General features: G+C 63.5%; 20 protein-coding genes and 1 riboswitch. Of the genes, 3 read left to right on the forward strand and 17 right to left on the reverse strand.

Features of this window, described 5'->3' with window-relative positions; genetic code table 11:
* Nucleotides 1-19: 19 nt before the first annotated feature.
* From XALGPE39_RS13185 to XALGPE39_RS13220, 7 genes are all read right to left on the reverse strand, one after another.
* Complete coding sequence (locus tag XALGPE39_RS13185) at nt 20-619, reverse strand: riboflavin synthase (RefSeq protein WP_045728569.1); 600 nt, start codon at nt 617-619, stop codon at nt 20-22.
* Nucleotides 620-696: 77 nt separating this feature from the next.
* Nucleotides 697-856, reverse strand: a riboswitch (FMN riboswitch).
* Between the two features lie 114 nt (nt 857-970).
* Complete coding sequence (ribD, locus tag XALGPE39_RS13195; protein ID WP_045728571.1) at nt 971-2,080, reverse strand: bifunctional diaminohydroxyphosphoribosylaminopyrimidine deaminase/5-amino-6-(5-phosphoribosylamino)uracil reductase RibD; 1,110 nt, start codon at nt 2,078-2,080, stop codon at nt 971-973.
* Nucleotides 2,077-2,553, reverse strand: coding sequence for a GNAT family N-acetyltransferase (locus XALGPE39_RS13200; protein ID WP_045728572.1), 477 nt, complete (start codon nt 2,551-2,553; stop codon nt 2,077-2,079). Before XALGPE39_RS13200 ends, ribD begins: the two co-directional genes overlap by 4 nt.
* A 5-nt stretch (nt 2,554-2,558) precedes the next feature.
* The gene (gene nrdR / locus XALGPE39_RS13205) at nt 2,559-3,089 is read right to left on the reverse strand and encodes a transcriptional regulator NrdR (RefSeq protein WP_045728573.1); all 531 of its coding nucleotides are present in this window, start codon (nt 3,087-3,089) and stop codon (nt 2,559-2,561) included.
* 90 nt (nt 3,090-3,179) lie between these two features.
* Entirely contained in the window at nt 3,180-3,668 is a 489-nt protein-coding gene (locus XALGPE39_RS13210) for a hypothetical protein (RefSeq protein WP_045728574.1), read from the reverse strand.
* On the reverse strand, nt 3,665-4,918 hold the full coding sequence (glyA, locus tag XALGPE39_RS13215) for a serine hydroxymethyltransferase (protein ID WP_045728575.1): 1,254 nt from the start codon (nt 4,916-4,918) through the stop codon (nt 3,665-3,667). Before glyA ends, XALGPE39_RS13210 begins: the two co-directional genes overlap by 4 nt.
* A 118-nt stretch (nt 4,919-5,036) precedes the next feature.
* On the reverse strand, nt 5,037-5,477 hold the full coding sequence (locus tag XALGPE39_RS13220; RefSeq protein ID WP_045728576.1) for an RcnB family protein: 441 nt from the start codon (nt 5,475-5,477) through the stop codon (nt 5,037-5,039).
* A gap of 237 nt (nt 5,478-5,714) precedes the next feature.
* On the opposite strand from XALGPE39_RS13220, the gene ettA reads away from it, so the two are divergent.
* Nucleotides 5,715-7,376, forward strand: a complete 1,662-nt coding sequence (gene ettA / locus XALGPE39_RS13225) for an energy-dependent translational throttle protein EttA (RefSeq protein ID WP_045728577.1) — start codon at nt 5,715-5,717, stop codon at nt 7,374-7,376.
* 164 nt (nt 7,377-7,540) lie between these two features.
* On the opposite strand, the gene rpoD is transcribed toward ettA, so the two are convergent.
* Together rpoD and dtd are read right to left on the reverse strand one after the other, a co-directional pair.
* Complete coding sequence (gene rpoD, locus XALGPE39_RS13230; RefSeq protein WP_045729215.1) at nt 7,541-9,400, reverse strand: RNA polymerase sigma factor RpoD; 1,860 nt, start codon at nt 9,398-9,400, stop codon at nt 7,541-7,543.
* A 149-nt stretch (nt 9,401-9,549) separates the two neighbouring features.
* Nucleotides 9,550-9,990, reverse strand: coding sequence for a D-aminoacyl-tRNA deacylase (gene dtd / locus XALGPE39_RS13235; protein ID WP_045728578.1), 441 nt, complete (start codon nt 9,988-9,990; stop codon nt 9,550-9,552).
* Nucleotides 9,991-10,167: 177 nt separating this feature from the next.
* Between dtd and XALGPE39_RS13240 the strand changes: the two genes are divergently transcribed.
* Nucleotides 10,168-11,082: a lauroyl acyltransferase gene (locus XALGPE39_RS13240; protein WP_045728579.1), complete on the forward strand. Its 915-nt coding sequence runs from the start codon at nt 10,168-10,170 to the stop codon at nt 11,080-11,082.
* A 27-nt stretch (nt 11,083-11,109) separates the two neighbouring features.
* Here XALGPE39_RS13240 and XALGPE39_RS13245 read toward each other — a convergent pair whose 3' ends face one another.
* A complete protein-coding gene (locus XALGPE39_RS13245; RefSeq protein WP_045728580.1) occupies nt 11,110-11,631 on the reverse strand; it encodes a GNAT family N-acetyltransferase in 522 nt (173 codons plus the stop codon).
* A 268-nt stretch (nt 11,632-11,899) separates the two neighbouring features.
* Here XALGPE39_RS13245 and ribA point away from each other — a divergent pair, with 268 nt between their 5' ends.
* Complete coding sequence (ribA, locus tag XALGPE39_RS13250; protein ID WP_045728581.1) at nt 11,900-13,024, forward strand: GTP cyclohydrolase II RibA; 1,125 nt, start codon at nt 11,900-11,902, stop codon at nt 13,022-13,024.
* Between the two features lie 99 nt (nt 13,025-13,123).
* Here the strand turns inward: ribA and XALGPE39_RS13255 are convergent, their stop codons facing one another.
* The 7 genes from XALGPE39_RS13255 to rsmB form a co-directional block, all read right to left on the reverse strand.
* On the reverse strand, nt 13,124-13,879 hold the full coding sequence (locus XALGPE39_RS13255; protein WP_045728582.1) for a YdcF family protein: 756 nt from the start codon (nt 13,877-13,879) through the stop codon (nt 13,124-13,126).
* A gap of 246 nt (nt 13,880-14,125) precedes the next feature.
* A complete protein-coding gene (locus XALGPE39_RS13265) occupies nt 14,126-15,163 on the reverse strand; it encodes a CDP-glycerol glycerophosphotransferase family protein (RefSeq protein ID WP_045728584.1) in 1,038 nt (345 codons plus the stop codon).
* Nucleotides 15,163-15,996 (reverse strand): glycosyltransferase family 2 protein, encoded by an 834-nt coding sequence (locus XALGPE39_RS13270; protein WP_045728585.1) that lies wholly within the window; start codon nt 15,994-15,996, stop codon nt 15,163-15,165. Before XALGPE39_RS13270 ends, XALGPE39_RS13265 begins: the two co-directional genes overlap by 1 nt.
* A gap of 77 nt (nt 15,997-16,073) precedes the next feature.
* On the reverse strand, nt 16,074-17,345 hold the full coding sequence (locus tag XALGPE39_RS13275) for an O-antigen ligase (RefSeq protein ID WP_235429817.1): 1,272 nt from the start codon (nt 17,343-17,345) through the stop codon (nt 16,074-16,076).
* Nucleotides 17,346-17,382: 37 nt separating this feature from the next.
* On the reverse strand, nt 17,383-18,450 hold the full coding sequence (locus XALGPE39_RS13280) for a glycosyltransferase (protein WP_045728587.1): 1,068 nt from the start codon (nt 18,448-18,450) through the stop codon (nt 17,383-17,385).
* Between the two features lie 73 nt (nt 18,451-18,523).
* Nucleotides 18,524-20,239 (reverse strand): glycosyltransferase family 39 protein, encoded by a 1,716-nt coding sequence (locus tag XALGPE39_RS13285; protein ID WP_045728588.1) that lies wholly within the window; start codon nt 20,237-20,239, stop codon nt 18,524-18,526.
* 25 nt (nt 20,240-20,264) lie between these two features.
* Nucleotides 20,265-21,584, reverse strand: a complete 1,320-nt coding sequence (rsmB, locus tag XALGPE39_RS13290) for a 16S rRNA (cytosine(967)-C(5))-methyltransferase RsmB (protein WP_045728589.1) — start codon at nt 21,582-21,584, stop codon at nt 20,265-20,267.
* Nucleotides 21,585-21,589 lie beyond the last annotated feature (5 nt).

Below are 21,589 nucleotides of genomic sequence, written 5' to 3' on the forward strand. Positions count from 1 at the left end.
AAAACCGCAATGGCCGGGATCAGTCCTGGCGGCCCTGCAGCAGACGTTCGACGTAACGCGCGACCAAGTCGATCTCCAGGTTCACCGGCATGCCCAGCGTGGTCTGCGCGAACGCGGTGTGCGTCACGGTGTGCGGGATCAGTGCAACCTCGAAGCCATCGGCATCGACCGCATTGACGGTAAGGCTGACTCCGTCCACACAAATCGAGCCCTTCTTGGCGATATAGCGCAGCAGCGCCGACGGCGCGGCAAAACGCCAGCGCTGCGCGCGCGCATCGGCGTGAATCGCCAACACCCGACCAAGACCATCGACATGACCGCTGACCAGATGCCCACCGAGACGGTCGGTGGGGCGCATCGCCCGTTCCAGATTCAGCGCCGCACCTTCGGCCAGCGTGCCGAGCGTGGTCAGGGCCAGAGTTTCGGTGGAAGCGTCGGCCTGGAACGAACCAGCATCGAAGGCGATCACCGTCAGGCACACGCCGTTGACCGCGATGCTCTCGCCGCGTTGCACATCGGCGAACGGCAGGCTGCCGGTCGCGAAGGTGAAGCGAACATCGCCGCCCTGTGGCGCACGCGCGGCAAGATGACCGACGCCTTCGATGATTCCAGTGAACATATCCGTTTCTCGCAATACAGTGAGCGAAAAACGCCACAAGGCAAACAGGCGCACGCACAGCCGCGAAGCTGCGCGTCAGCCGTCTTCTTTCATCCGGACTATACCGTCGGCTCCGGCATCGCACCGGATCTGCTGACCTTGCCATCGCCGCGCAGGCGGCCCTGGGAAGCGCTCGCGGGCTCGTGCGCGAACGCACCTACCGCCGGTGGGGAATCGCACCCCGCCCTGAAGACGTTTGTGGTCGCCGGCGAACCGGCCGACGCATTCTAACAGGCGACGCTACGGCAACGATGGGACGCAGCGTCGTGATCGTCGCGGCAACCTTCTGAGCGAGAACACCCACTTGCGCCGCTAGGCAGATGTAGCGTCTACAGCAACCGGACGCAACAGCAGACGCAGGTCCTCGCCAAGCTGACGCACGTCCAGCCATTGCAATGAACGACGCTGCGCCAGGGTGTCGATCTGCAGCCCGGCCAGCAACGGGCGTGCGGCGTCACCGAGCAGCACCGGCGCCAGATACACCAGTACCTCATCGACCAGGCCGGCGCGCAGCAACGCGCCGCCCAGCGTCGCACCGGCTTCGACCTGGACCTCGTTGATCCCGCGTGCGGCCAGCAGGCGCAGCACCGCGTCCAGATCCAGACGTCCCTCGTGCAGCGCGACAGCGGCGAACTCGGCATTGGGCAGTGTCGGCGGTACTGACGCGGGCGCGTGCAGGTAGAGCGTCGGTGCGGCGCCGTCACGCACCTTGCTCCGCGCCAAGCTGCGTAACTGCGCATCAAGGACCACGCGCAACGGCGGCAGCACCTCGACCGCCTCGTCCAGGCGTACAGTCAACGCAGGGTCATCGGCTAATACGGTACCTGCACCGCTGAGAATCGCCCCGGCACGGGCGCGCCAGTGCTGCACGTCCTGCCGCGCTGCGGCCCCGGTGATCCACTTGGATTGGCCACTGGCCAGCGCGGTGCGCCCGTCCAGGCTGGCCCCCAACTTGACCCGCAGCCATGGCCGCCCGCGCTCCACCCGCGACAGAAAACCGCGATTGAGCGCGCGCGCCTGCTGCTCCATCAAGCCCGATTGCACCGCAATCCCCGCCTGACGCAATAACGCGAAACCGCCGCCATTGACCTGCGGGAACGGATCGGCCATCGCCGCCACTACCCGCGCCACGCCGGCTTCGATCAAGGCCAGCGCGCATGGCGGAGTGCGGCCGTAGTGCGCGCACGGCTCCAGGGTGACGTAAGCGGTGGCGCCACGGGCACACGCGCCGGCCTCACGCAACGCGAACACCTCCGCGTGTGGACCACCGGCGCGCTGATGGAAGCCCTCGCCGACCTGTTCACCATCGCGCACGATCACGCAGCCGACCATCGGGTTCGGACGCGTGGTGTAAGCGCCACGCTCGGCCAAGCGCAGGGCTTGCGCCATCCAGCGATGATCGTCGGCGGAGAAGTCGCTCATGCGGCACACCCAGCAGTATCGATGCGCATCACCACAACCTGTAACAGGCCAAATGGTAGATCCGCGTAGCGCTGCCAACCCAGCCGCTGGTAGAACGCCACCAGCGGCGGTTCGCAATACAGGTACAGCCACTGCACCGACAACCGCGCCGCCACCTGCACGCCATGCGCAAGCAACGCGGCACCGACACCGCTACCACGCGCATGAGGGCGCACGTACAAACTCGCCAGCCACGGCGAAAACGGGCGAACACATGACGCCTCGTTCTGTAGCAGGCTGACCGAACCCAGCCATGCCTGACCATCGAGGGCAATCCAACTGGTCGGGATGCGAGTATCGCAGCGATGGCTGCGCAGATCGGCTTCGGTTTCGGCCAGACGACAATCGCCCAGCAGCGTACCGAATGCCTGTTCGTGCTCCTGCGCCAGGGCCGGAATATGCTGGGCCGCATCGGCCAGACAGACGATGCGCATGCGCTTCAGCGCCTGCCGGGCTTATCGCCCGCCTTGCCAGTGCGCACGAAGTCCAATAGCGGCAATTGTTCGCTGCCCACTGGCAGTTCGCGCTCAAGCTTCTCGATCTCCTCGCGAAAATCGGCCACGTCCTGGAAGCTGCGATAGACCGAAGCAAAACGTACATAGCCGACATGATCGAGCTTGCGCAGTTCCCCCATCACGTACTCACCGACCCGAATCGACTGAAGTTCACGCTCGCCGGACATGCGCACCTGATGCATCACCGCGCGCACCGCCGCTTCGATCTGCTCCTCACCCACCGGCCGCTTCTGCAGCGCGCGATCGAAACTGGTGCGCAACTTGCGCGCGTCGAACGCCTCGCGACTACCATCGCTCTTGACCACGGTCGGCAACTTGAGTTCGACCGTTTCCAGCGTACTGAAACGCTCGCCGCACGCCTCGCATTCGCGACGCCGACGGATCGTAGCGCCATCTTCGGACACGCGCGAATCGATCACCCGGGTATCGCTGTGCTGGCAGAACGGGCAGTGCATAGGACGTCGGTAGTTTCCATGAGGTCGATCGGCAGTGTAATCGCGAAAACCACCGCACACGGCAATACGCCAGCCGCGTGGCGATGCAAATCATTGAATCGGCAACTTACGGCACGAAATCAGGCGAAGCCAAAGCAGGTACAACGCGGGAATGATGAGCCCTGGGCCAACCAAAATGACTATCAGATCGTCCCACCCTAATGGATGAACTCCGATGGGTCGCTGATCCGAAAAGACCGCTTGCAGACGCAACCAAACGATTAGCAAAGCAGCACCAATCCCGATCAAAAGCCCAACATACCAACGGATGGAGACTTGGCGCAATTGCCGCAATCCCCACCACAGGTAGGCGTAAGACAAACGGCACCAGGTAACAACACCCACCAGACCGGCTACGGACCAAATAAAAATTTCTATTGGTCCTTGCTGCGGGCTCACCAGCAAAGCAAACAGAGTGACAATTGCCCCTATAAGCGTAATAGCGCCGCCAACAATCGCTGGCGGCACACCAAACAAGAGCGCCAGAACAAGATAGATCCGCCATGTCCAAATGCGTCTATCGGCGATGGCATCGCTCATCCGTAAACCGGATATTTCCTGCACTGCACAGTCACTGCCTCGCGCACGCGGGCCAGTACCGTCTCGTCGGTCGGGGCATCGAGCACGTCGGCGATCCAGTTGGCCAGGTCGATGCTGTCCTGCTCCAGGTAACCGCGGGTGGTGATCGCCGGGGTCCCCAGACGCAGGCCAGAGGTCACGAACGGCGAGCGCGGATCGTTCGGCACCGCGTTCTTGTTGACGGTGATGTGGGCTTTGCCCAGCGCGGCCTCCGCGTCCTTGCCGGACACGTCCCTGCCGATCATGTCCACCAGCATCAGATGGTTTTCGGTACCGCCGGAGACGATCTTGTAGCCGCGCGCGATCAGCGTCTTGGCCATCGCCTGGGCGTTCTTCACTACCTGTTGCTGATAGGTCTTGAACTCCGGCTCCAGCGCTTCCTTGAACGCCACCGCCTTGGCCGCGATCACATGCATCAGCGGGCCACCCTGGATGCCGGGAAACACGATGGACTGCAGTTTCTTGGCCAGTTCCTCGCTCGCGCCCTGGGCCACGATGATGCCGCCGCGCGGACCGCGCAAGGTCTTGTGGGTGGTGGAAGTGACCACATGCGCATGCGGCAGCGGGTTCGGATAGACACCAGCGGCGACCAACCCGGCCACATGCGCCATGTCCACTAGGAAATAGGCACCGACCTTATCGGCGATGGCGCGGAAACGCGCCCAGTCGATGGCCTGCGAGTAGGCGGAGAAGCCGCCGATCACCATCTTCGGCTTGTGTTCCAGGGCCAGCCGCTCGACTTCGTCATAGTCGATCAGCCCCTGGTCGTTGACGCCGTACTGCACCGCGTTGAACAGCTTGCCGGAAGCGTTGACCTTGGCACCATGGGTCAGGTGGCCGCCGTGCGCCAGCGACATGCCCAGGATGGTATCGCCAGGCTGCAACAACGCCAGGAACACCGCCTGATTGGCCTGTGAGCCGCTGTGCGGCTGCACGTTGGCGTAATCGGCGCCGAACAGTTGCTTGACCCGCTCGATCGCCAACTGCTCGGCAACATCGACGAACTCGCAACCACCGTAATAGCGCTTGCCCGGATAGCCTTCGGCGTACTTGTTGGTGAGTTGGCTGCCCTGTGCTTCCATCACCAGTGGGCTGCAGTAGTTTTCGCTGGCGATCAATTCAACATGATCTTCCTGGCGGCCGGCTTCGGCGGCAATGGCCCGAGCAAGTTCGGGATCGTAGGTTTCGATACGGGCGTCGCGCGGGAACATCGGGTCTCCGGAAGGATCGACAAAAGGCAGAGCGCTAGTTTAAGCCGCGCACGGCCCCAAGCGCGAACCGAGATGGCGACGGCCTTCACGACCGCCGCCACACTCCCGGAACGATTGCTCAACGGCCATTGATGACCAAGTCGGCGATGACGCCGGTAGCGATCGCGACCAACAGCAGGTCACCACGATCATCGCGGACCCAGCGATAGCCATAGGGCGGACGATTGACCCGGTAACGGTCGTAGTCGTAGACCACGTAGTTGGGACCGTAGTAGCGCTGGCCGCGCGTCCAGTACGCCGGCCGGGGGCGGTAGTAGACAACGTCCGGGCGCTCACGATAGCCGTCGCGGTAGCCGCGCTCGTAGGCGCGGCGCGCCTGGTGCCGCTCATGTTCACGTTCGCGTTCGCGCCAATAGGAGTCGCGGTCGACGTCGTGCCAACCGCGACCGTCCCAATCGCGATACGGACCATAAGTCTCCCAGGCAAACGCCGGGGGCGCCATACAACCCAGCGCCAACGCTGAGGAAAGGACAAGGGTGGCAACGCGTTTGAGGTTCATGGCAACTCCATCACGTGATGTGGCGAGTGCATTAACACCGCACACGTCTGAACCGCCTCCTGCTGCAACCGATTACGTATTCATCTTGCTGGAACGAGCTAAGCCGACATTCATTCGAGCGCCACAACCACAGCGCCGCCGCAGCCGAATCGGCCTTGCCGTTATACTGTTCGCCATCCCTTTTCTGCCGCTGTCCGGCCACCCCGGTCGGGCATCGGCATGCGCTACGGAGTCCCCATGTCGCAATACATCTACACCATGAACCGGGTCAGCAAGATCGTGCCGCCGAAGCGGCAGATCATCAAAGACATCTCGTTGTCGTTCTTCCCCGGCGCCAAGATTGGTCTGCTTGGCCTCAACGGCGCCGGCAAATCGACTGTGCTGAAGATCATGGCCGGCGTGGATACCGATTTCGAGGGCGAGGCACGGCCACAACCCGGCACCAAGGTCGGCTACCTGGCGCAGGAGCCGGAGTTGGATCCCAACAAGACCGTGCGCGAGTCGGTCGAGGAAGGCGTGGGCGAGGTGCTGCAAGCACAGGCCGCCCTGGAAGCCGTATACGCCGCCTATGCCGAAGAAGGCGCCGATTTCGATGCCCTGGCCAAGGAGCAGGAGCGCCTGGAGGCGATCCTGGCCGCAGGCGATGCGCACACGCTGGAGAATCAGCTCGACATCGCCGCCGACGCGCTGCGCCTGCCGCCGTGGGAAGCCAAGATCGCCAATCTTTCCGGCGGCGAAAAGCGCCGCGTGGCGCTGTGCCGGCTGCTGCTGCAAAAACCGGACATGCTGCTGCTCGACGAACCCACCAACCACCTCGACGCCGAGTCGGTGGAATGGCTGGAGCAATTCCTGGCGCGCTACGCCGGCACCGTGGTGGCCGTCACCCACGACCGCTACTTCCTCGACAACGCGGCCGAGTGGATTCTGGAACTGGACCGTGGCCGCGGCATTCCGTGGAAGGGCAACTACACCGAATGGCTGATGCAGAAGGACGAGCGCCTCAAGCAGGAAGACAACCAGGAAAAGGCCCGGCAGAAGGCGATCCAGAAGGAACTGGAATGGTCGCGGCAGAACGCCAAGGGTGGTCGCACCAAGGGCAAGGCGCGCCTGGCCCGCCTGGAAGAACTGCAATCGGTCGATTATCAAAAGCGCAACGAGACCAACGAACTGTTCATCCCACCGGGCGAGCGCCTGGGCAACGCGGTGATGGAGTTCAAGAACGTATCGAAGAAATTCGGCGACCGCCTGCTGATCGACAACCTGTCGATGATCATCCCGCCAGGCGCCATCGTCGGCATCATCGGCCCCAACGGCGCGGGTAAATCCACGCTGTTCAAGATGATCACCGGCCAGGAAAAACCCGACGCAGGACAGATCGTGGTCGGCCCGACCGTGCAACTGTCCTACGTCGACCAGAGCCGCGACACGCTGCAAGGCAACCACAACGTGTTCCAGGAAATTTCCGGCGGCCTGGATATCCTCAACATCAATGGCGTGGAAATCCAGTCGCGCGCCTACATCGGACGCTTCAACTTCAAGGGCCAGGATCAACAAAAACTGGTCGGTTCGCTCTCCGGCGGCGAGCGCGGCCGCCTGCACATGGCCAAGACTTTATTGCAGGGCGGCAACGTGCTGTTGCTCGACGAACCCTCAAACGATCTGGACATTGAAACCCTGCGCGCACTGGAAGACGCACTGCTGGAGTTCCCGGGCAACACCTTCGTGATTTCGCACGACCGTTGGTTCTTGGATCGCATCGCCACGCACATCCTCGCCTTCGAAGGCGATTCGCACGTGGAGTTCTTCCAGGGCAACTACCGCGAATACGAAGAAGACAAGAAGCGCCGTCTCGGCGACGATGCCGGTCCCAAGCGGCTGCGCTTTAAGGCGCTGAAGTAACAGTCGCCAATAAACGACTGCGTCGCCGCCGGGCGGGCGCGTTGCGATTGGCATGTGTCCGCATGCCAATCGCGCACCAACACCGTGTCGAGCCGATTGGCGTGAGTCAACAAAAAGCCCCGCATTGAGCGGGGCTTTTGCTTAGTACGCCGTAACGTGTGCGATCAGTCGATATCGAGGAAGCTGCGAAGCTGCTCCGAACGGCTCGGGTGCCGCAACTTGCGCAGCGCCTTGGCCTCTATCTGACGGATACGCTCGCGGGTGACGTCGAACTGCTTACCGACTTCTTCGAGCGTGTGATCGGTATTCATGTCGATGCCGAAGCGCATGCGCAGCACCTTGGCCTCGCGTGGCGTCAGCCCGGCCAGCACGTCGCGCACGGTCTCGGAGAGGTTGATGTTGGTGGTGTTCTCGATCGGGGACTCCACGTTGGTGTCCTCGATGAAGTCGCCCAGATGCGAATCCTCGTCGTCGCCGATCGGCGTCTCCATCGAGATCGGCTCCTTGGCGATTTTCATCACCTTGCGGATCTTGTCCTCGGGCATGTCCATTTCCTTGGCCAGCTCCTCCGGCGTGGCCTCGCGGCCATACTGCTGGAGCATCTGCCGGGAAATGCGGTTGAGCTTGTTGATCGTCTCGATCATATGCACCGGGATGCGGATGGTGCGCGCCTGATCGGCGATCGAGCGGGTGATCGCCTGACGGATCCACCAAGTGGCATACGTGGAGAACTTGTAGCCGCGACGGTATTCGAACTTGTCCACCGCCTTCATCAAACCGATGTTGCCTTCCTGGATCAGGTCGAGGAACTGCAGGCCACGGTTGGTGTATTTCTTGGCGATGGAGATCACCAGGCGCAAGTTGGCCTCGACCATTTCCTTCTTGGCCTTGCGCGCCTTGGCTTCGCCATAGGCCATTGCCCGGCTGATTTCCTTCAACTCGGTCAGGCTGAGGTAGGTGGACTGCTCCACCTCCACGGTGGCCTCCTGCTCGGCGATGATCTGATCCTTGACGTCGCGCAGCGCCGAAGACCACTTCTGCTTGCGCTTGAGTGCGTCATCGACCCAGGCCACGTTGGTCTGGTTGCCTTCCCAGGAACGAATGAAATCCTTGCGCGGCATGCGCGCCACGTGGGTCGCCAGGTGCAACACGCGACGCTCGTGCTCCTTGACCTGCGCCATGGCATCGCGCAGCTTGCGCACCAGGGCGTCGGTCAGCGGCAGCGGCAACTTCAAGGTGACAAAGACTTCGGCAATGTCGTTGCGCAGCTTGGCGACCAGCTTATGTTCGGCGCCGTTCTTGGCATAGGCCTTTTTGAACTTGACGTACTCGGTGGACAAGACTTCCATGCGCCGCGCGACCTCGACCGGATCCGGACCGGTCGGGCCCGCATCTTCTTCGCTGGCATCGACATCGGCGTCTTCATCCTCGTCGGCATCGGCATCGGCCGCGCCATCGTCCTCGGCCACCACCACCGGCGCCGGCTCTTCTTCGACCAGATCGTTGAAACCGACCACGATCTCAGCCAGCCGCTTCTTGCCTTCCTTGTGTTGTTCGTAATCTTCGAGCAGGGTCTCCACCGCCAACGGGAACGCGCCGAGCGCGGCCTGAACCTGGCTCAGACCCTCCTCGATGCGCTTGGCGATCGCGATTTCGCCTTCACGGGTCAACAGTTCTACTGTGCCCATCTCGCGCATGTACATGCGCACCGGATCGGTAGTACGGCCGCCCTCGGTGTCGAGCGCGGTTAACGCGGCGGCGGCTTCTTCGGCAGCGGTATCGTCGACTTCGCGGTTGCCGGTGTTGCCGTCGTTGAGCAGTAGCGTCTCGGCATCGGGCGCGACTTCATGGACATCAATGCCCATGCCGTTGATCATGCCGATGATGTCTTCGATCTGTTCGGGATCGACCAGATCGTCGGGAAGATGGTCGTTGACTTCGGCGTAGGTCAGATAGCCCTGTTCCAGGCCCTTGCTGATCAGTTGCTTGATGTCGGATTGCTGGGCAGGACGTTCGTTGGCCATGAGTGCGCGCGCCACCGGCATAGAGATGAAGGAGTGAACCTAGCATTATAACAGCCCGGACAGCCGGTTGCCGGACCACGTGCCTGAATTGCTTCACCAGGAAAGCGGCGCTGGCGCATCTCACTTCGAATCAACGCACATCACACGCTCTACGCGCGCAGCAGGAACGTGACCGGGCCGTCATTGACGAGGCTGATGACCATATGCGCGCCAAAGCGACCGTTTTCCACCCCTGGCGGGTGCTGCGCCCGACATAACTCCAGCAAGCGATTGAAACCGCGTTCAGCCTCGGCAGGGGGCGCTGCGGTAGTGAAGCTGGGGCGCATCCCCGTGTCCGTATCGGCCGCCAGCGTGAACTGACTGACCAATAAAAGGCCTCCAGCAGTCTCGCGCAACGAGCGGTTCATGCGCCCGCTGGTATCGGCGAATACCCGGTAGCCGAGCAGGCGTTCGGCCATGCGTCGGAACGTAGCCTCGTGGTCTCCCGGCTCCACCGCCACCAGCGCCAGCAGGCCGGGGCCGATCCGACCGATCACCTCTGCGTCGACGCTGACCGAGGCCTGGGTAACACGTTGGATCAAGGAGAGCATGCGCAACCGCCGAACACTGAACTGGGGACGCAAAAGCATCCGACTTCGCCACCCCACTGTCACCCCACCCACGACCTCGTCAACTGACACGGCTGAGGGACGCCGGCTCACCCCGCGCGAGGACCGCCCCCATGCCAGCCAGCCGGGTGCGCGCTGCCAAACGGATAAACTGCACCGATGAAACCCGCCATATGCGCTTCCCTGCTGTACCGCTGCGCCGCCGCTGTGGCACGCCTGCCCTGGCCATGGCTACGCCACCTGGCCGATGGTCTGGCCTGGTTGTGGCGGCGCATGGACGCGCGCGAAAGCCGGGTGGTGCGACGCAACCTGGAACTGGCCTATCCCGAACTGCTGCCCAGCGAGCGTATCGCCCTGCACCACGACGTGCTGCGCTCCACCGCACGGCAGGCATTCGAAACCCTGGTGTTGTGGACACGACCGCCCGCGCAGAACCTGGCACGACTACGCCAGCGCCACGGCCAGGAACTCTACGACGCCGCACTGGCCTGCGGCCGTGGGGTGATCGTGGCCGCACCGCACTTCGGCAATTGGGAATTGCTCAACCAATGGTTGGCCTCACGCGGGGACATCACCATCGTCTACCGCGTCCCGGAGTCGGCCATCGGTGACGCCTTCCTGCAACGGGTACGTCACGGCGAGGGGGTACGTCAGGTGCGTGCGGAAGGGCCAGCGGTACGCCAGTTGTTCAAGGTACTCAAGGACGGCGGCGCGGTCGGCATCCTCCCCGACCAGCAGCCCAAAGCCGGCGACGGGGTGTTCGCCCCCTTCTTCGGGGTGCCAGCGCTGACCATGACCCTGGTCAACCGTCTGGCCGAGCGTACCGGCGCGACTGTGCTGTTCGCCTGGTGCGAACGCGTGGGCAACGAGCTGGAATTCGCCCTGCACGTGCAGCCGCCGCCCCCGGCAATCGCCGATGCGGACCCGCTGCGCGCGGCTACCGCGCTCAACGCCGGAGTCGAGCGCGTGGCTCGACGCGATCCAGCCCAATATCAGTGGACCTACAAACGCTACACCCTGCGCCCTGACCCGAGCGAACCCAATCCCTACGCGACCGCCCGACATCCGCACTGAACACAGCCGGCAAACCGAAACGCGCGATCAATCGTCCTGCGGATCGGCGGGGCCAGCGAGGATGCGCTGATAGAACGCCAGGTCCAGCCAGCGCCCGAACTTGAAGCCGGCTTCGCGCACGGTGCCGGCATGCACGAAACCCAGTTGTTCGTGTAACGCGATACTGCCGGCATTGCTGGCGTCGATGCCTCCGACCAGCACATGCACTCCGCGCGCCTGCGCGGTGTCGATCAGCGCCTGCAGCAGGCGCCGCCCAACCCCCTTGCCGCGATGCGCGCAATGCACATAGACCGAATGCTCGACGCTGTACTTGAACGCGGGCCAAGCGCGAAAGGGACCATACGTGGCGAAACCGAGCAAGGTACCGGCGGCGTCTTCGAGCCCAAGCACCGGCAATGCGCCGGCCTGCTTGGCCGCGAACCAGGCCGCCATGCTCTCCGGCGGGCGCGGACGATAATCGTAGAGCGCGGTGGAATGCACGATGGCTTCGTTGAAGATTTCCAGGATCGCCATCGCATGGCGCGGCTCGGTGCAGTGAACAAGATGCATGCGGAACGCTGCTGGGCGGGATGGGGCACAGTAGAAACCAATCGGCAGCACTTGAACACCGCCGCTCTCCGCAGTCGCGCTACCGCATTCGGCGCATCCGGTTGCATCACTGGGCCCGCACGAGCAGGCACAGTGCGTTCCACTCCATACACGCTGGCGCTGCACGCAAAGCGCGCGACAATGGCACGCGCGCCCATCGCCACCGCGCGCCACCTCAGGACCATGGCGGCCTTGAAGCGCCGTCGTCGCCCCCCATCTGGAATCATGCATGACCCGTCCACCCGCCATGTCCGCGCACACTTTCGGCGACCCTGCCGCGATCCGCAGCGAACGCGCGGCCTCGGAACTACGTGCCGGACGCCCCGTGCTGATCCAGGACCACAGCGGCCGTCTGCGTGCGGTCATGGCGCTGGACAGCAGCACCGAGCAGTCTTACCAACATTTCGCCCAGGCTGCGGCGCAACGGCACTACCTGTTCGTGACGCCCACCCGAGCACAGGTGCTGGGCCTGCGCGCGCCGCAGGGCGCACGCGTCGCCCTGGCCGGACAGTCCTACGAGGCCCTGGCGACGCTGGCCTACTTGCGTGACAGCCCGGCCCCCGCGCATTGGCAACCGGGCGACGCCCTCGATGCCGGCGCCGCCGAGATCGCGCGGCTAGGCTTGCTGCTGCCAGCCATCGTCGCCGTCGAACTCGACCGTGACGACAGCGCATTCCAAGGCTGCCAGGCACTGCAACTGGCGGACCTGGAACACACCTGCGCCTTGGCCGCCACCGACCGTTACGAACTGGTCACCCGTACCCAGGTACCGCTGCGCGACCTCGGCCCCGGCGAATTCGTCGTGTTTCGTGGCGGTGTGGCGCAACGCGACCAGGTCGCGATCGTGATCGGCCAACCCGACCTGACCGCACCGGTGCCCGTGCGAGTGCACTCGTCCTGCCTGACCGGCGACCTGTTCGGTTCGCTCAAATGCGATTGCGGCGATCAATTACGGCATGGCCTGGCCATGCTCAAGCAACTCGGTGGCGGCGTGCTGCTGTATCTGGACCAGGAAGGTCGCGGTACCGGCATCGCCACCAAAATGCGCGCCTACGGCTACCAACACGACGGACTGGATACCATCGACGCCGACGCGCAACTGGGCTTCGGCGCTGACGAGCGCCGCTACGCCGGCGCGGTGGCGATGCTGCGTGGGCTGGGCATCGCGCGGGTGCGCCTGCTGACCAACAATCCCTCCAAGGCCGAGCGTCTGCGCGCGGCCGGTATCGAAGTCACCGAACGTCTTCCGATCACCGGCGCAATCACCGCCGAGAACGAAGGCTATCTACGCACCAAAGCTGCCCGCGCAGGTCATGCGCTGGACGTGGACGCGTTGCTGCGGGCCACCCGTTAATGTCGGATCACAAATATAGCGCCACCAAGACGTGACAGGTTTTAATGCATGAAAAGACTTTGGCGGCGACACGCCAATGTCGTTGCGCCGTCTTACACTTTATCCTGCATCGACAGATGCCTTGTTCAACCCAAGCACGTTGTAAATATGGAATCGCGCAATGCCAAGATATTCGTGCAGTGCCATATCCGCGATTGTCAAATTAATCGACAGCGGGATGAACGATGGGATCGCATTAATGTAGTCGCTCCTAGCAGGCGTCGGCTTGACCCCAAAGTGCGCGAAATACTCAAGAGAACGCCGCATGTGCACGCCTGAAGTCACCAGCACTATTCGGTCAGGCTTGATTACTTTCAGGATCGCTGCAGAGTTGCGAGCGTTCTCCCAAGTATTTTTGCTGCGCTCATCAAGGATCAAGTCTGTTTTACTGACACCCATCCGCACCATTGACTCGGCATAAACCGCCGCTTCAGAACGACCGTGTTTCTGCATGTCGCCGCCGCTGATCAGCACACGGCAATCTGCCAAAGCCATTTTGCATTCGCGATACAGCTCCAACCCTTTCACCAGGCGTGCATAGGCAAAGGACCCGACCTCAGGCGAGTCCGCACCATTGATGCGTTCGGTTCCCATGCCAAGTACCAAGATTGCATTTTTAGCACCCCACTGAGGGCGAGCAAGGACCCTATAGTCCGCCTGCATGTCATCCACCAATACTTGAGCCACTGGTCCACATGCGATTGCGATCAGCGCGCAAGCAGTTGCTGACCACACAGCGAAGGCTGTTTTCTTGCAATTTCTTCTGCACAACAGAACACCAACAAGGGTTCCTAGCAGCATCAAGACTATTGTCATATGGTCACCGTTAGAGCCTTGGCGGCGTTTTGATTATAAAATATCTCGATATAGTAGAACGCGCATGGCCCATGCAGTGTCCTTCGTTTTAGCTGCAGCACTGCGACGCTGGACTGCATACGACCGACACCCGCCACGGCGAAACACGGCTGCCGCAATATTACTGCCCGCAGACCAGGCACAGGCTCGATCTCGGCCATTGGACCAGCGCCGACTGCACTCGGCTGGTAAGCAGCGCCAGCCCCCTCAGCGCCCCGCACCACGCCCCCAATAGCCGATGCGGCGACGGATCTTCAGTTTGCGCCAGAAATTCCACGGTTTGCGCCGGGGATTGCGTCCGCCCTCGGCGACAAAGTCATCAATCGCCCGCAGCACGCGCTCGCTGGACAGGCCATCGCGGTACGGATGCAGGCCATCGGCGAATGCGCGTACTGCCGCCATCAATTCCGGTGGGCGCTGTAGCGCGCGGCGGATGGCAGGCTCGAACTGCGCTGGATCGTCGATGTCGATCAGTTGCGGGCCCGGACGTCGGTTTTTGAAGGTCACCACCGGCTTGTAGGTGAGCAAGAACTCGTTGAGCGCGGACGAGGTATCCGAGCACATCATGTCCACCTGCGGGAACAGTTCCAAAATATTGTCGTTCTCGGCGAAGCGCAAAAATTCACTCTCCAGCGCGCGATAACGCGCGACCATCGCCGGGTCCATCTTGGGATGAAAGGTGACGATCCAGCGCCACTCGCCGCTGCGCGAGAGCCGCTCCACCTCATCGTAGAGCAGACCGGCCGCACTCCACGACGGCGAGAACGTGGAGTGATACAGAATCACCGGCGGCTGCCGCACCGGGACAAGCTCGGCACCAATCTCGCGCATAAAGGGATCGAGCTTGGGAAAACCGGTTTCCTTGACCGCGAAATGGCCAAGCTTGCCCGCCAGCGCGCCGAACGCCTGCGTGTCGCGCGGGCCAGTGGTGCAGTACAGATCGAAAAACCCGCGAACGTAAATGTGACGGGGCTTGCCTGCGTCGAAACCATGAAAGGTCTCGACTTTCACTCCCGGGAAAAAATGCGGTACCGCGTTACTGGAGGTGATCACCGCATACGGATTCCACGCCAACACCTCCTGCACCGTCGCCAGATGACGCTCGTCGGCACTCAAATCCTCGGCACCGGGGCCATCGAAGAACCACGCCGCCTGATCGCCACGCGCGCGGATCGCCGCCTGTAATGGGCGCAGGATCGCCAGCGCGTAGCGTTCGGATCCATACAGCAGATAGTGCTTGCTCATCAGTGCTCCAGATCGTGCCATTGCAGTTGCGTCCGCGCCTGTTCCACCGAGTCAGGGTTGTACTGCATCTCGTAGTAACGCATGCGCTTGTAGAGCGCATAGCTGGCTGCAGTCTGCGCAACGACGAAGCCTCTCCAGCCATCCAGACACGCCCGACGCAGCAGATAATCCTTCAAAAACGCGCCGACAAACACCAACGGGCTTTGCCACATTCTCACCGGCTTGCGTTTATCGCGCCAGCCAAGCGCCTTCAATTCAGCGTAGCGCAGCACCTTGAGCTGCTTATGCACCAAGGTCGGGTTATGCAGATGATGGAACGGTGGCGCAAATTCGGCGCTGGCGCCATCGAAGCGCAGCGACTCATGCACGCGCGCATCGCTCCAGCACGCCCGCCCACGGTGGTACAGACGCGCCAGACGCTCGCCGACCATCGGTTTGTACCAGCGCATCGGCGCGCCCATGTACCAGGTACTGCGCCGCAGCCACACCGCATCCACGCGATTGTCGCGCAACAGCGACGGTAGCCGCGCCAGGCATTCGGCACGCAGGGCATCGGACAGAAACTCATCGGCATCCAGCACGAGAATCCAATCGTATGCGGCCTGCGTGGAGGCGAAATTACGCTGCGGACCGAAGCCCAGCCATGCTTGCTCGACCACGCGTGCGCCGTGTGCGCGGGCGATGGCGACGGTGTCATCGGTACTGCCGCAGTCCACCACCAGCTTGTCGCCAGCGAACGGCACGCTGTCCAGGCAGCGCGCGATGTTGGCGGCTTCGTTGTAAGTCATCACCACCAGGCTAAGAGGCAAGGTGGTCACGCCGGGGTCGGCCATGGCACGCGGTATCCGGAAAGTGCGATGCGGACGACAAGCGATGCCAGGCGCCACACCGCGAGATGCGGGATGGCAGTCTACCGGCTTCGCGCCGCGCCTTCAGCGGTCGCGCCCGAGGCATCGGCGGCCTCGCGCGCCGCCAAGCCGATCAACACACCGACCAACGCGACGTAAAACCCGGTCGTCACCTGGTGCGCAAACATCGACTGGGTCATGCCACACAACACATAGGCCACAACCACCATGATCCCCGCCGCCGCAGGGCCATGGAACTCGTGCTGCGGACGCCGTCGGTATAGGCGCACCAGCAGCCACATCGGCACGCCATAGATCATCAGGATCAACACTGTGCCCGGGATGCCCAGGGTCGCACTCCACTCGGCCAGATCGTTGTGTGCGTGCCCCAGATGGCAGCGCTCCACCCAGGTAGCACGCCGGCAGTCCGGCAAGCGCAACATGGCCGTATCGAAACGACCCACGCCAACACCGAGCAATGGGTGCTCGATGAAAGTCGCCGCTGCCACCTGCAAGCGCTCGATGCGCGCACCCGCTGAGGAATCGCTATCGCCTTGCTCGTAGCGTTGCACGTCGCGATGCAATTCGCTCAGGCGGGTCTGACGGGTCAGCGCGGGGACGTTCAAGACCACAATCGCCGCCAGCGCGGCGAGCGCGCCCAACATCAAGAGCCGGATTACGCCACTGCGCCAACTCGTGCCGCACAGCGCGGTGACCAGCAGCAGCAGCAGCACGCCCAGCCATACGCCGCGACTACCGCTGAGCAGGATGGTCGCACCACCGGCCACGATGGCGATGATCGCCCACGGCCAGTAACCGCGCGGACGGCAAAATACCGCCAACACCATCAGCGCCAGCACCACATCGGCCAGCACGATGGCGTTGCTCCAGCCCTCGGCGCGCGGCTGGCCCTGCAGCACCTGCACGCTGGCCAGCAGCAGTGCACCGAAGATGCCGAGCAACGCTCCCCACCACAACAGTCGCTGCGGCGGGCGTAACGCGTACACCCACAGTGCCGTCCACGGCAACACCAAAAAGCGGGTGCGGTTATCCATTTCCTTCAGCGGCTGCCCGAAGTGAAGCACCGAGTACAGCGACACCCCGATCACCAACACAGCCAGGATCCATAGCCAGCGCAGCGAGGGCTGCAACGGCCGCACCGCCTGCCCCAGGCAAGGCAGCGCCAGCAGGCTGGTGATCAGCAGCAACAGACCGAACGGCAGCAGCCCGCTGCGCAGGCTCAACACCAGCGCCGGCAGGCACAACAACGCCAGGGCTGCTCCACGTTCAGCAAGTGCCTGGCGAAAGGGAACGAAAACGGTATGGCGGGGCACGCTGGATCGGGGCATCGAAAGGACAGCTAGAAGAAATTCAGGATCCAGGATGATCCAAGTCGGAAACCCAACCCGACCTGACCTGTTCAAGGTCGGCATCACTGCGGCTTGGCGGATCAGGCGGCAAAACCTCACCGAGCAAATCGGCCACGGCAGCATGCAGGCATTCGCCAAACTCGCGTCGACGCAATTCGAAGAACCCGCGCGCCGCCGTGCCAAGGGCATCGCACTGCATCGGCGACAGCGCCAGGGCCTGCGCGACTGCGCGTTCGATACCAGCGACGTCGATGCGATAGCGCACACCGAGGTTGTCAACGCCCTCACCGACCGGATCGACCAGTAGCCCACGCTCGGCAGTCACCAGTTCGTTCATCGGCGCGCCATTGGTGGTAATCACCACCGCGCCGACGCTCATCGCCTCCATGATGTAGTGACCGAAGCCCTCGACCTCGGACGGACACAGGTGGAAACGGTGCGCGTTCTGCAGGCGGCGCAATTCGCCCTGATCCAGATAACCCGTCAGATAATCGATGTTCTCGGCCTGGATGGAATGCGGCCGCTTCGCGCTCTGCACCACCGTCAGCCGCGGCCATTCAGGATGCTTCGCCCAAGTCTGCAGTAATACTGCAGTACCCTTGGCCGTACTGCGCCCTGCCACATGCAAGCAGGCGCGCTCGCGCGGCACCTGCGGGCAGTAGCAATCGTCGCTGCAGAAACCGATGAAGGCGGTCGCCGGCCCCATCGTAGCGAAGCGCTGCTCGGCCTGACGGGTCTTACACAGCACCTGTTTGAAGCGAGGCAGCCAGCGTAGCCACTTGGTGAGGAACCATTCCGGATTGGGTACCAACGCGTTGCAGCGGCCACTAACCAAGCAGCGCGGATACACACGCTCGAGGAAGATCTGCAGATCGGCGCGGCCACACAGCAAGCTGTGCAAGCACAGACGCAGTTCGCGCAACCGATTGGACAGGCGCACGGTGCCGAACCCCAGCACCTCGACCCGATAGCGACCGCTGCTGCGTAAAGTTTCGGCGACCAACTGCAAATCGCGACTCAATCCGCTTCCGTTATCACGGCTGATGACGCGGATCAGGCGCGGCCGCATGCACCGCCTCCCTGCCGCGCAGCGCACGCGCCGCCACCGACTCCGCGGCACCAGCAAGGAGTGTGAGCACAGCTCATTCGAAACGGTCCTTTTCCTGCTCGCGCAGGCGATCACGGTCATCGTCGTTGACCTGGCACGGACCATGCACCGCAGCGGCGGGAACCAACCACCACATCCGCCGATTGGACGCACCGACCAAAGTACTAGCGCGACGCTCGATACAACGCAGCATCGCCGTGTCCTGGACCAGCAGCCAGCGCCGTTGCGGTGCCTGCACCTGCCAGGCGATGCCACGACGCAATTGCTCGTCCCATGGCACAACAAAGCCAAAGGTAACAGCAGGCCGGTCGGCCATCAGCAAGTTCTGCTCCTTCCATGCGACCAAACCAAGTTCGGCATTCGGGCCGATCCGGCGCCCGACCGCGTCCATCACCCCACGCGCAGAACTGGACACGTTGATCAGCGGATAGACCAGCAACCCCGCCAGCATCCAGACCAGGGTCAGCAGCGACACCATCGCCAGTTCAGGACGCCGCCGCGCAAAGACCATCAGGCTGATCACGCCCCACAACCCGATCACCAACAGCGTCCAGCCCAGGAACTGCACGGCGGCCAAATCGATACCGCGCTCCTCCATCATTCGCGCGCGGAAGCCATGATGGAGCAGGATCGCCACACCGACACCGCCGATGACCAAGGTCAGCAACGCGGTAAAAGCGCGCAACACATGCTTGACCCCAGTCTTGCGTAACAACCCGGGGAGCAGCGGTGCCATCGCCAGGCACAGCATCGGCAACGCCGGCAGAACGTAGACATCACGCTTACCGCTCGGGATCGAGAAGAACAACACGATCAGCCCCCACCACACCAGCGGCAACAGGTAACGTGGATCGCGCCGACGCAGGCGTCGTGCCCAGGCCGGGATCGCCCAAGGCAAGGCCAGCAGCACCGGCAACCACATGCTTGGCATCACCCCGAAAAAGTACAGCGGCCCGTGCGCGTGGTCCCAGGACTTGGCATAGCGCCCGGCGGTCTGCCGGAACAGGATGTCGTTGAGATAGGCGCGGTATTCCGGCGCGTGCGCCGACAACGCAGTCGTCACCATCGGCACCAGCCAAAGCGACACCGCCACCAGAAACGCCAATGGCCCCAACCAGAAGCGCCGATCACGCACACCGACGAGGCAACCGCGCCAGTGCGCCAGCGAGGCCGCTGCGGCCGGCAGCACCATCAGCAACGCCAGCGCACCCACGCCCTTAGTGATCGTACCCAGGCCCGCAGCGAACCACCCTAACGCCCACAGCCGCCAATCCGGGCCACGCAATAGGTGGCGCAGCAGCGCGTAGTTGGCCAGGGTGATGTAGAACACCACCAATGGATCGATTTGCGCCCTCTTCGCCTGGTAGGTGAATTGAAGGGCGAACAACAACGCGTAAGCCGCGTACATTCCGACCCGACGCGTCCACAGGCGCCGGCCCAGATCGTAGACGCAGGCCAACGTGCCCAATCCCGCCAGCAACGACGGCAGCAGAAACGCCACCCGCCAGTTCCCCAGCAACGTGTAGACGCTGGCTTGCAGCCACATCAGCATTGGCGGCTTGTCCGAGTACAACTCGGTCCCGCGACGCGGGAACAACCAATCGCCACTTTCCACCATCTGCTTGGCGACCAACGCAAAGCGCGGCTCGTCCGCCGGATGCGGATCGCGCAGACCAAGGCCGGCCCCGAGCACCAGCAAGGCCAGCACAGCCAGTAACCAGAACTCTCGGGACGCGCGGGTCTTCAGCATGGGGCGCGATGATACCGGGGCCGGTTCATGCCGTCTTGCGCAAACGTGCGTAGAAGAACCCATCGGCGCCCTCCTCGCCAGGCAGACGCTGGCGGCCGCCACCACTGGGATGCCCGCAAGCCGCGCCCGGATCCTCCAGCACCGCGTCCGCGTGCCGCGCCAACATCGCCTGCAACTGCCGCGCATTCTCATCCTGCAGCAACGAACAGGTGGCATAGACCAGCACTCCGCCCGGCCGCAGCACCTGCCAACCGGCATCCAGCAGGCGCGCCTGCAACGCTTGCAACGCGATCAGGTCCTCGCGTCGCCGGTGCAACAGTACGTCCGGCTGACGCCGCACGATGCCGGTGGCCGAGCACGGCGCATCCAGCAGCACCGCGTCGAACGGCACCCCATCCCACCATGTCTGCGGCTGCGCCGCGTCGGCGGCCTGCAACCGAGCCTGCGTCCCGCTCCCGATACGCTCGAATGTCTCGCGCACGCGCTGCAGACGCCTGGCGTCCACGTCCAACGCGGTCAGGCACAGCGTCGGATCGCGTTCGAGCAAATGCGCGGATTTGCCCCCAGGCGCGGCGCAGGCGTCGAGCACGCGCGCACCCGGTGCAGGCGCCAGCACATCGGCGACCTGTTGCGCGGAGGCATCCTGTACCGAGACCCAGCCGTCGGCGAAACCAGGCAAGGCGCTCACTGCCACCGGCACATGCAGACAAATCGCATCGGCGAGTGTCGGCGCTGCCTGCGCTGCGATGCCGGCATCGGCCAACGCCTGCAGGTAGGCCGCGCGCGTGCCGCGCTGGCGGTTGACCCGCAGCCATAGCGGCGCAGGTTGCTGACTGGCGACAAAGATCGCCTCGGCGTGTTCAGGCCAGTCGGCGCACAGCGCATCACGCAACCACAGTGGCCAACCGGCATCGGCGGCAACCACCGGCAACCCGTCGCGCAATGCACGCCGCAGCAACGCATTGACCAACCCGGCCTGACGCGGCCGCTCCAGCGCACGCGTCGCCTCGACTGTCGCCGACAGCGCGGCATGCGGTGCCAACCCCAGCACGTCGAGCTGGGCGAAGCCAGCCAGCAACAAGGCGCGCAATTCGGCATCGCGTTGCGGCAACTGCTTCTGTAGCCACAACCGCAGCGCCGCCTCGTAGGCAGGACGCCGGCGCAACACGGCGAAGCAGATCGCCTCCACCAACGCGCGGTCCCGCGCATCGGGCAACCCCGGCAGCGCAGCGGCAAGTTCGGCCTTCAACGAGCGACCGCGATCCATCACCGCCACCAACACCCGGGCAGCGATAACGCGTGGCGCCACGCCAGGCGGCAATGGGAGAGATGACGTCACGCTCATCGCAG

The organism is Xanthomonas sp. GPE 39 (assembly GCF_000963005.1).
Classification (GTDB): Bacteria; Pseudomonadota; Gammaproteobacteria; order Xanthomonadales; family Xanthomonadaceae; genus Xanthomonas_A.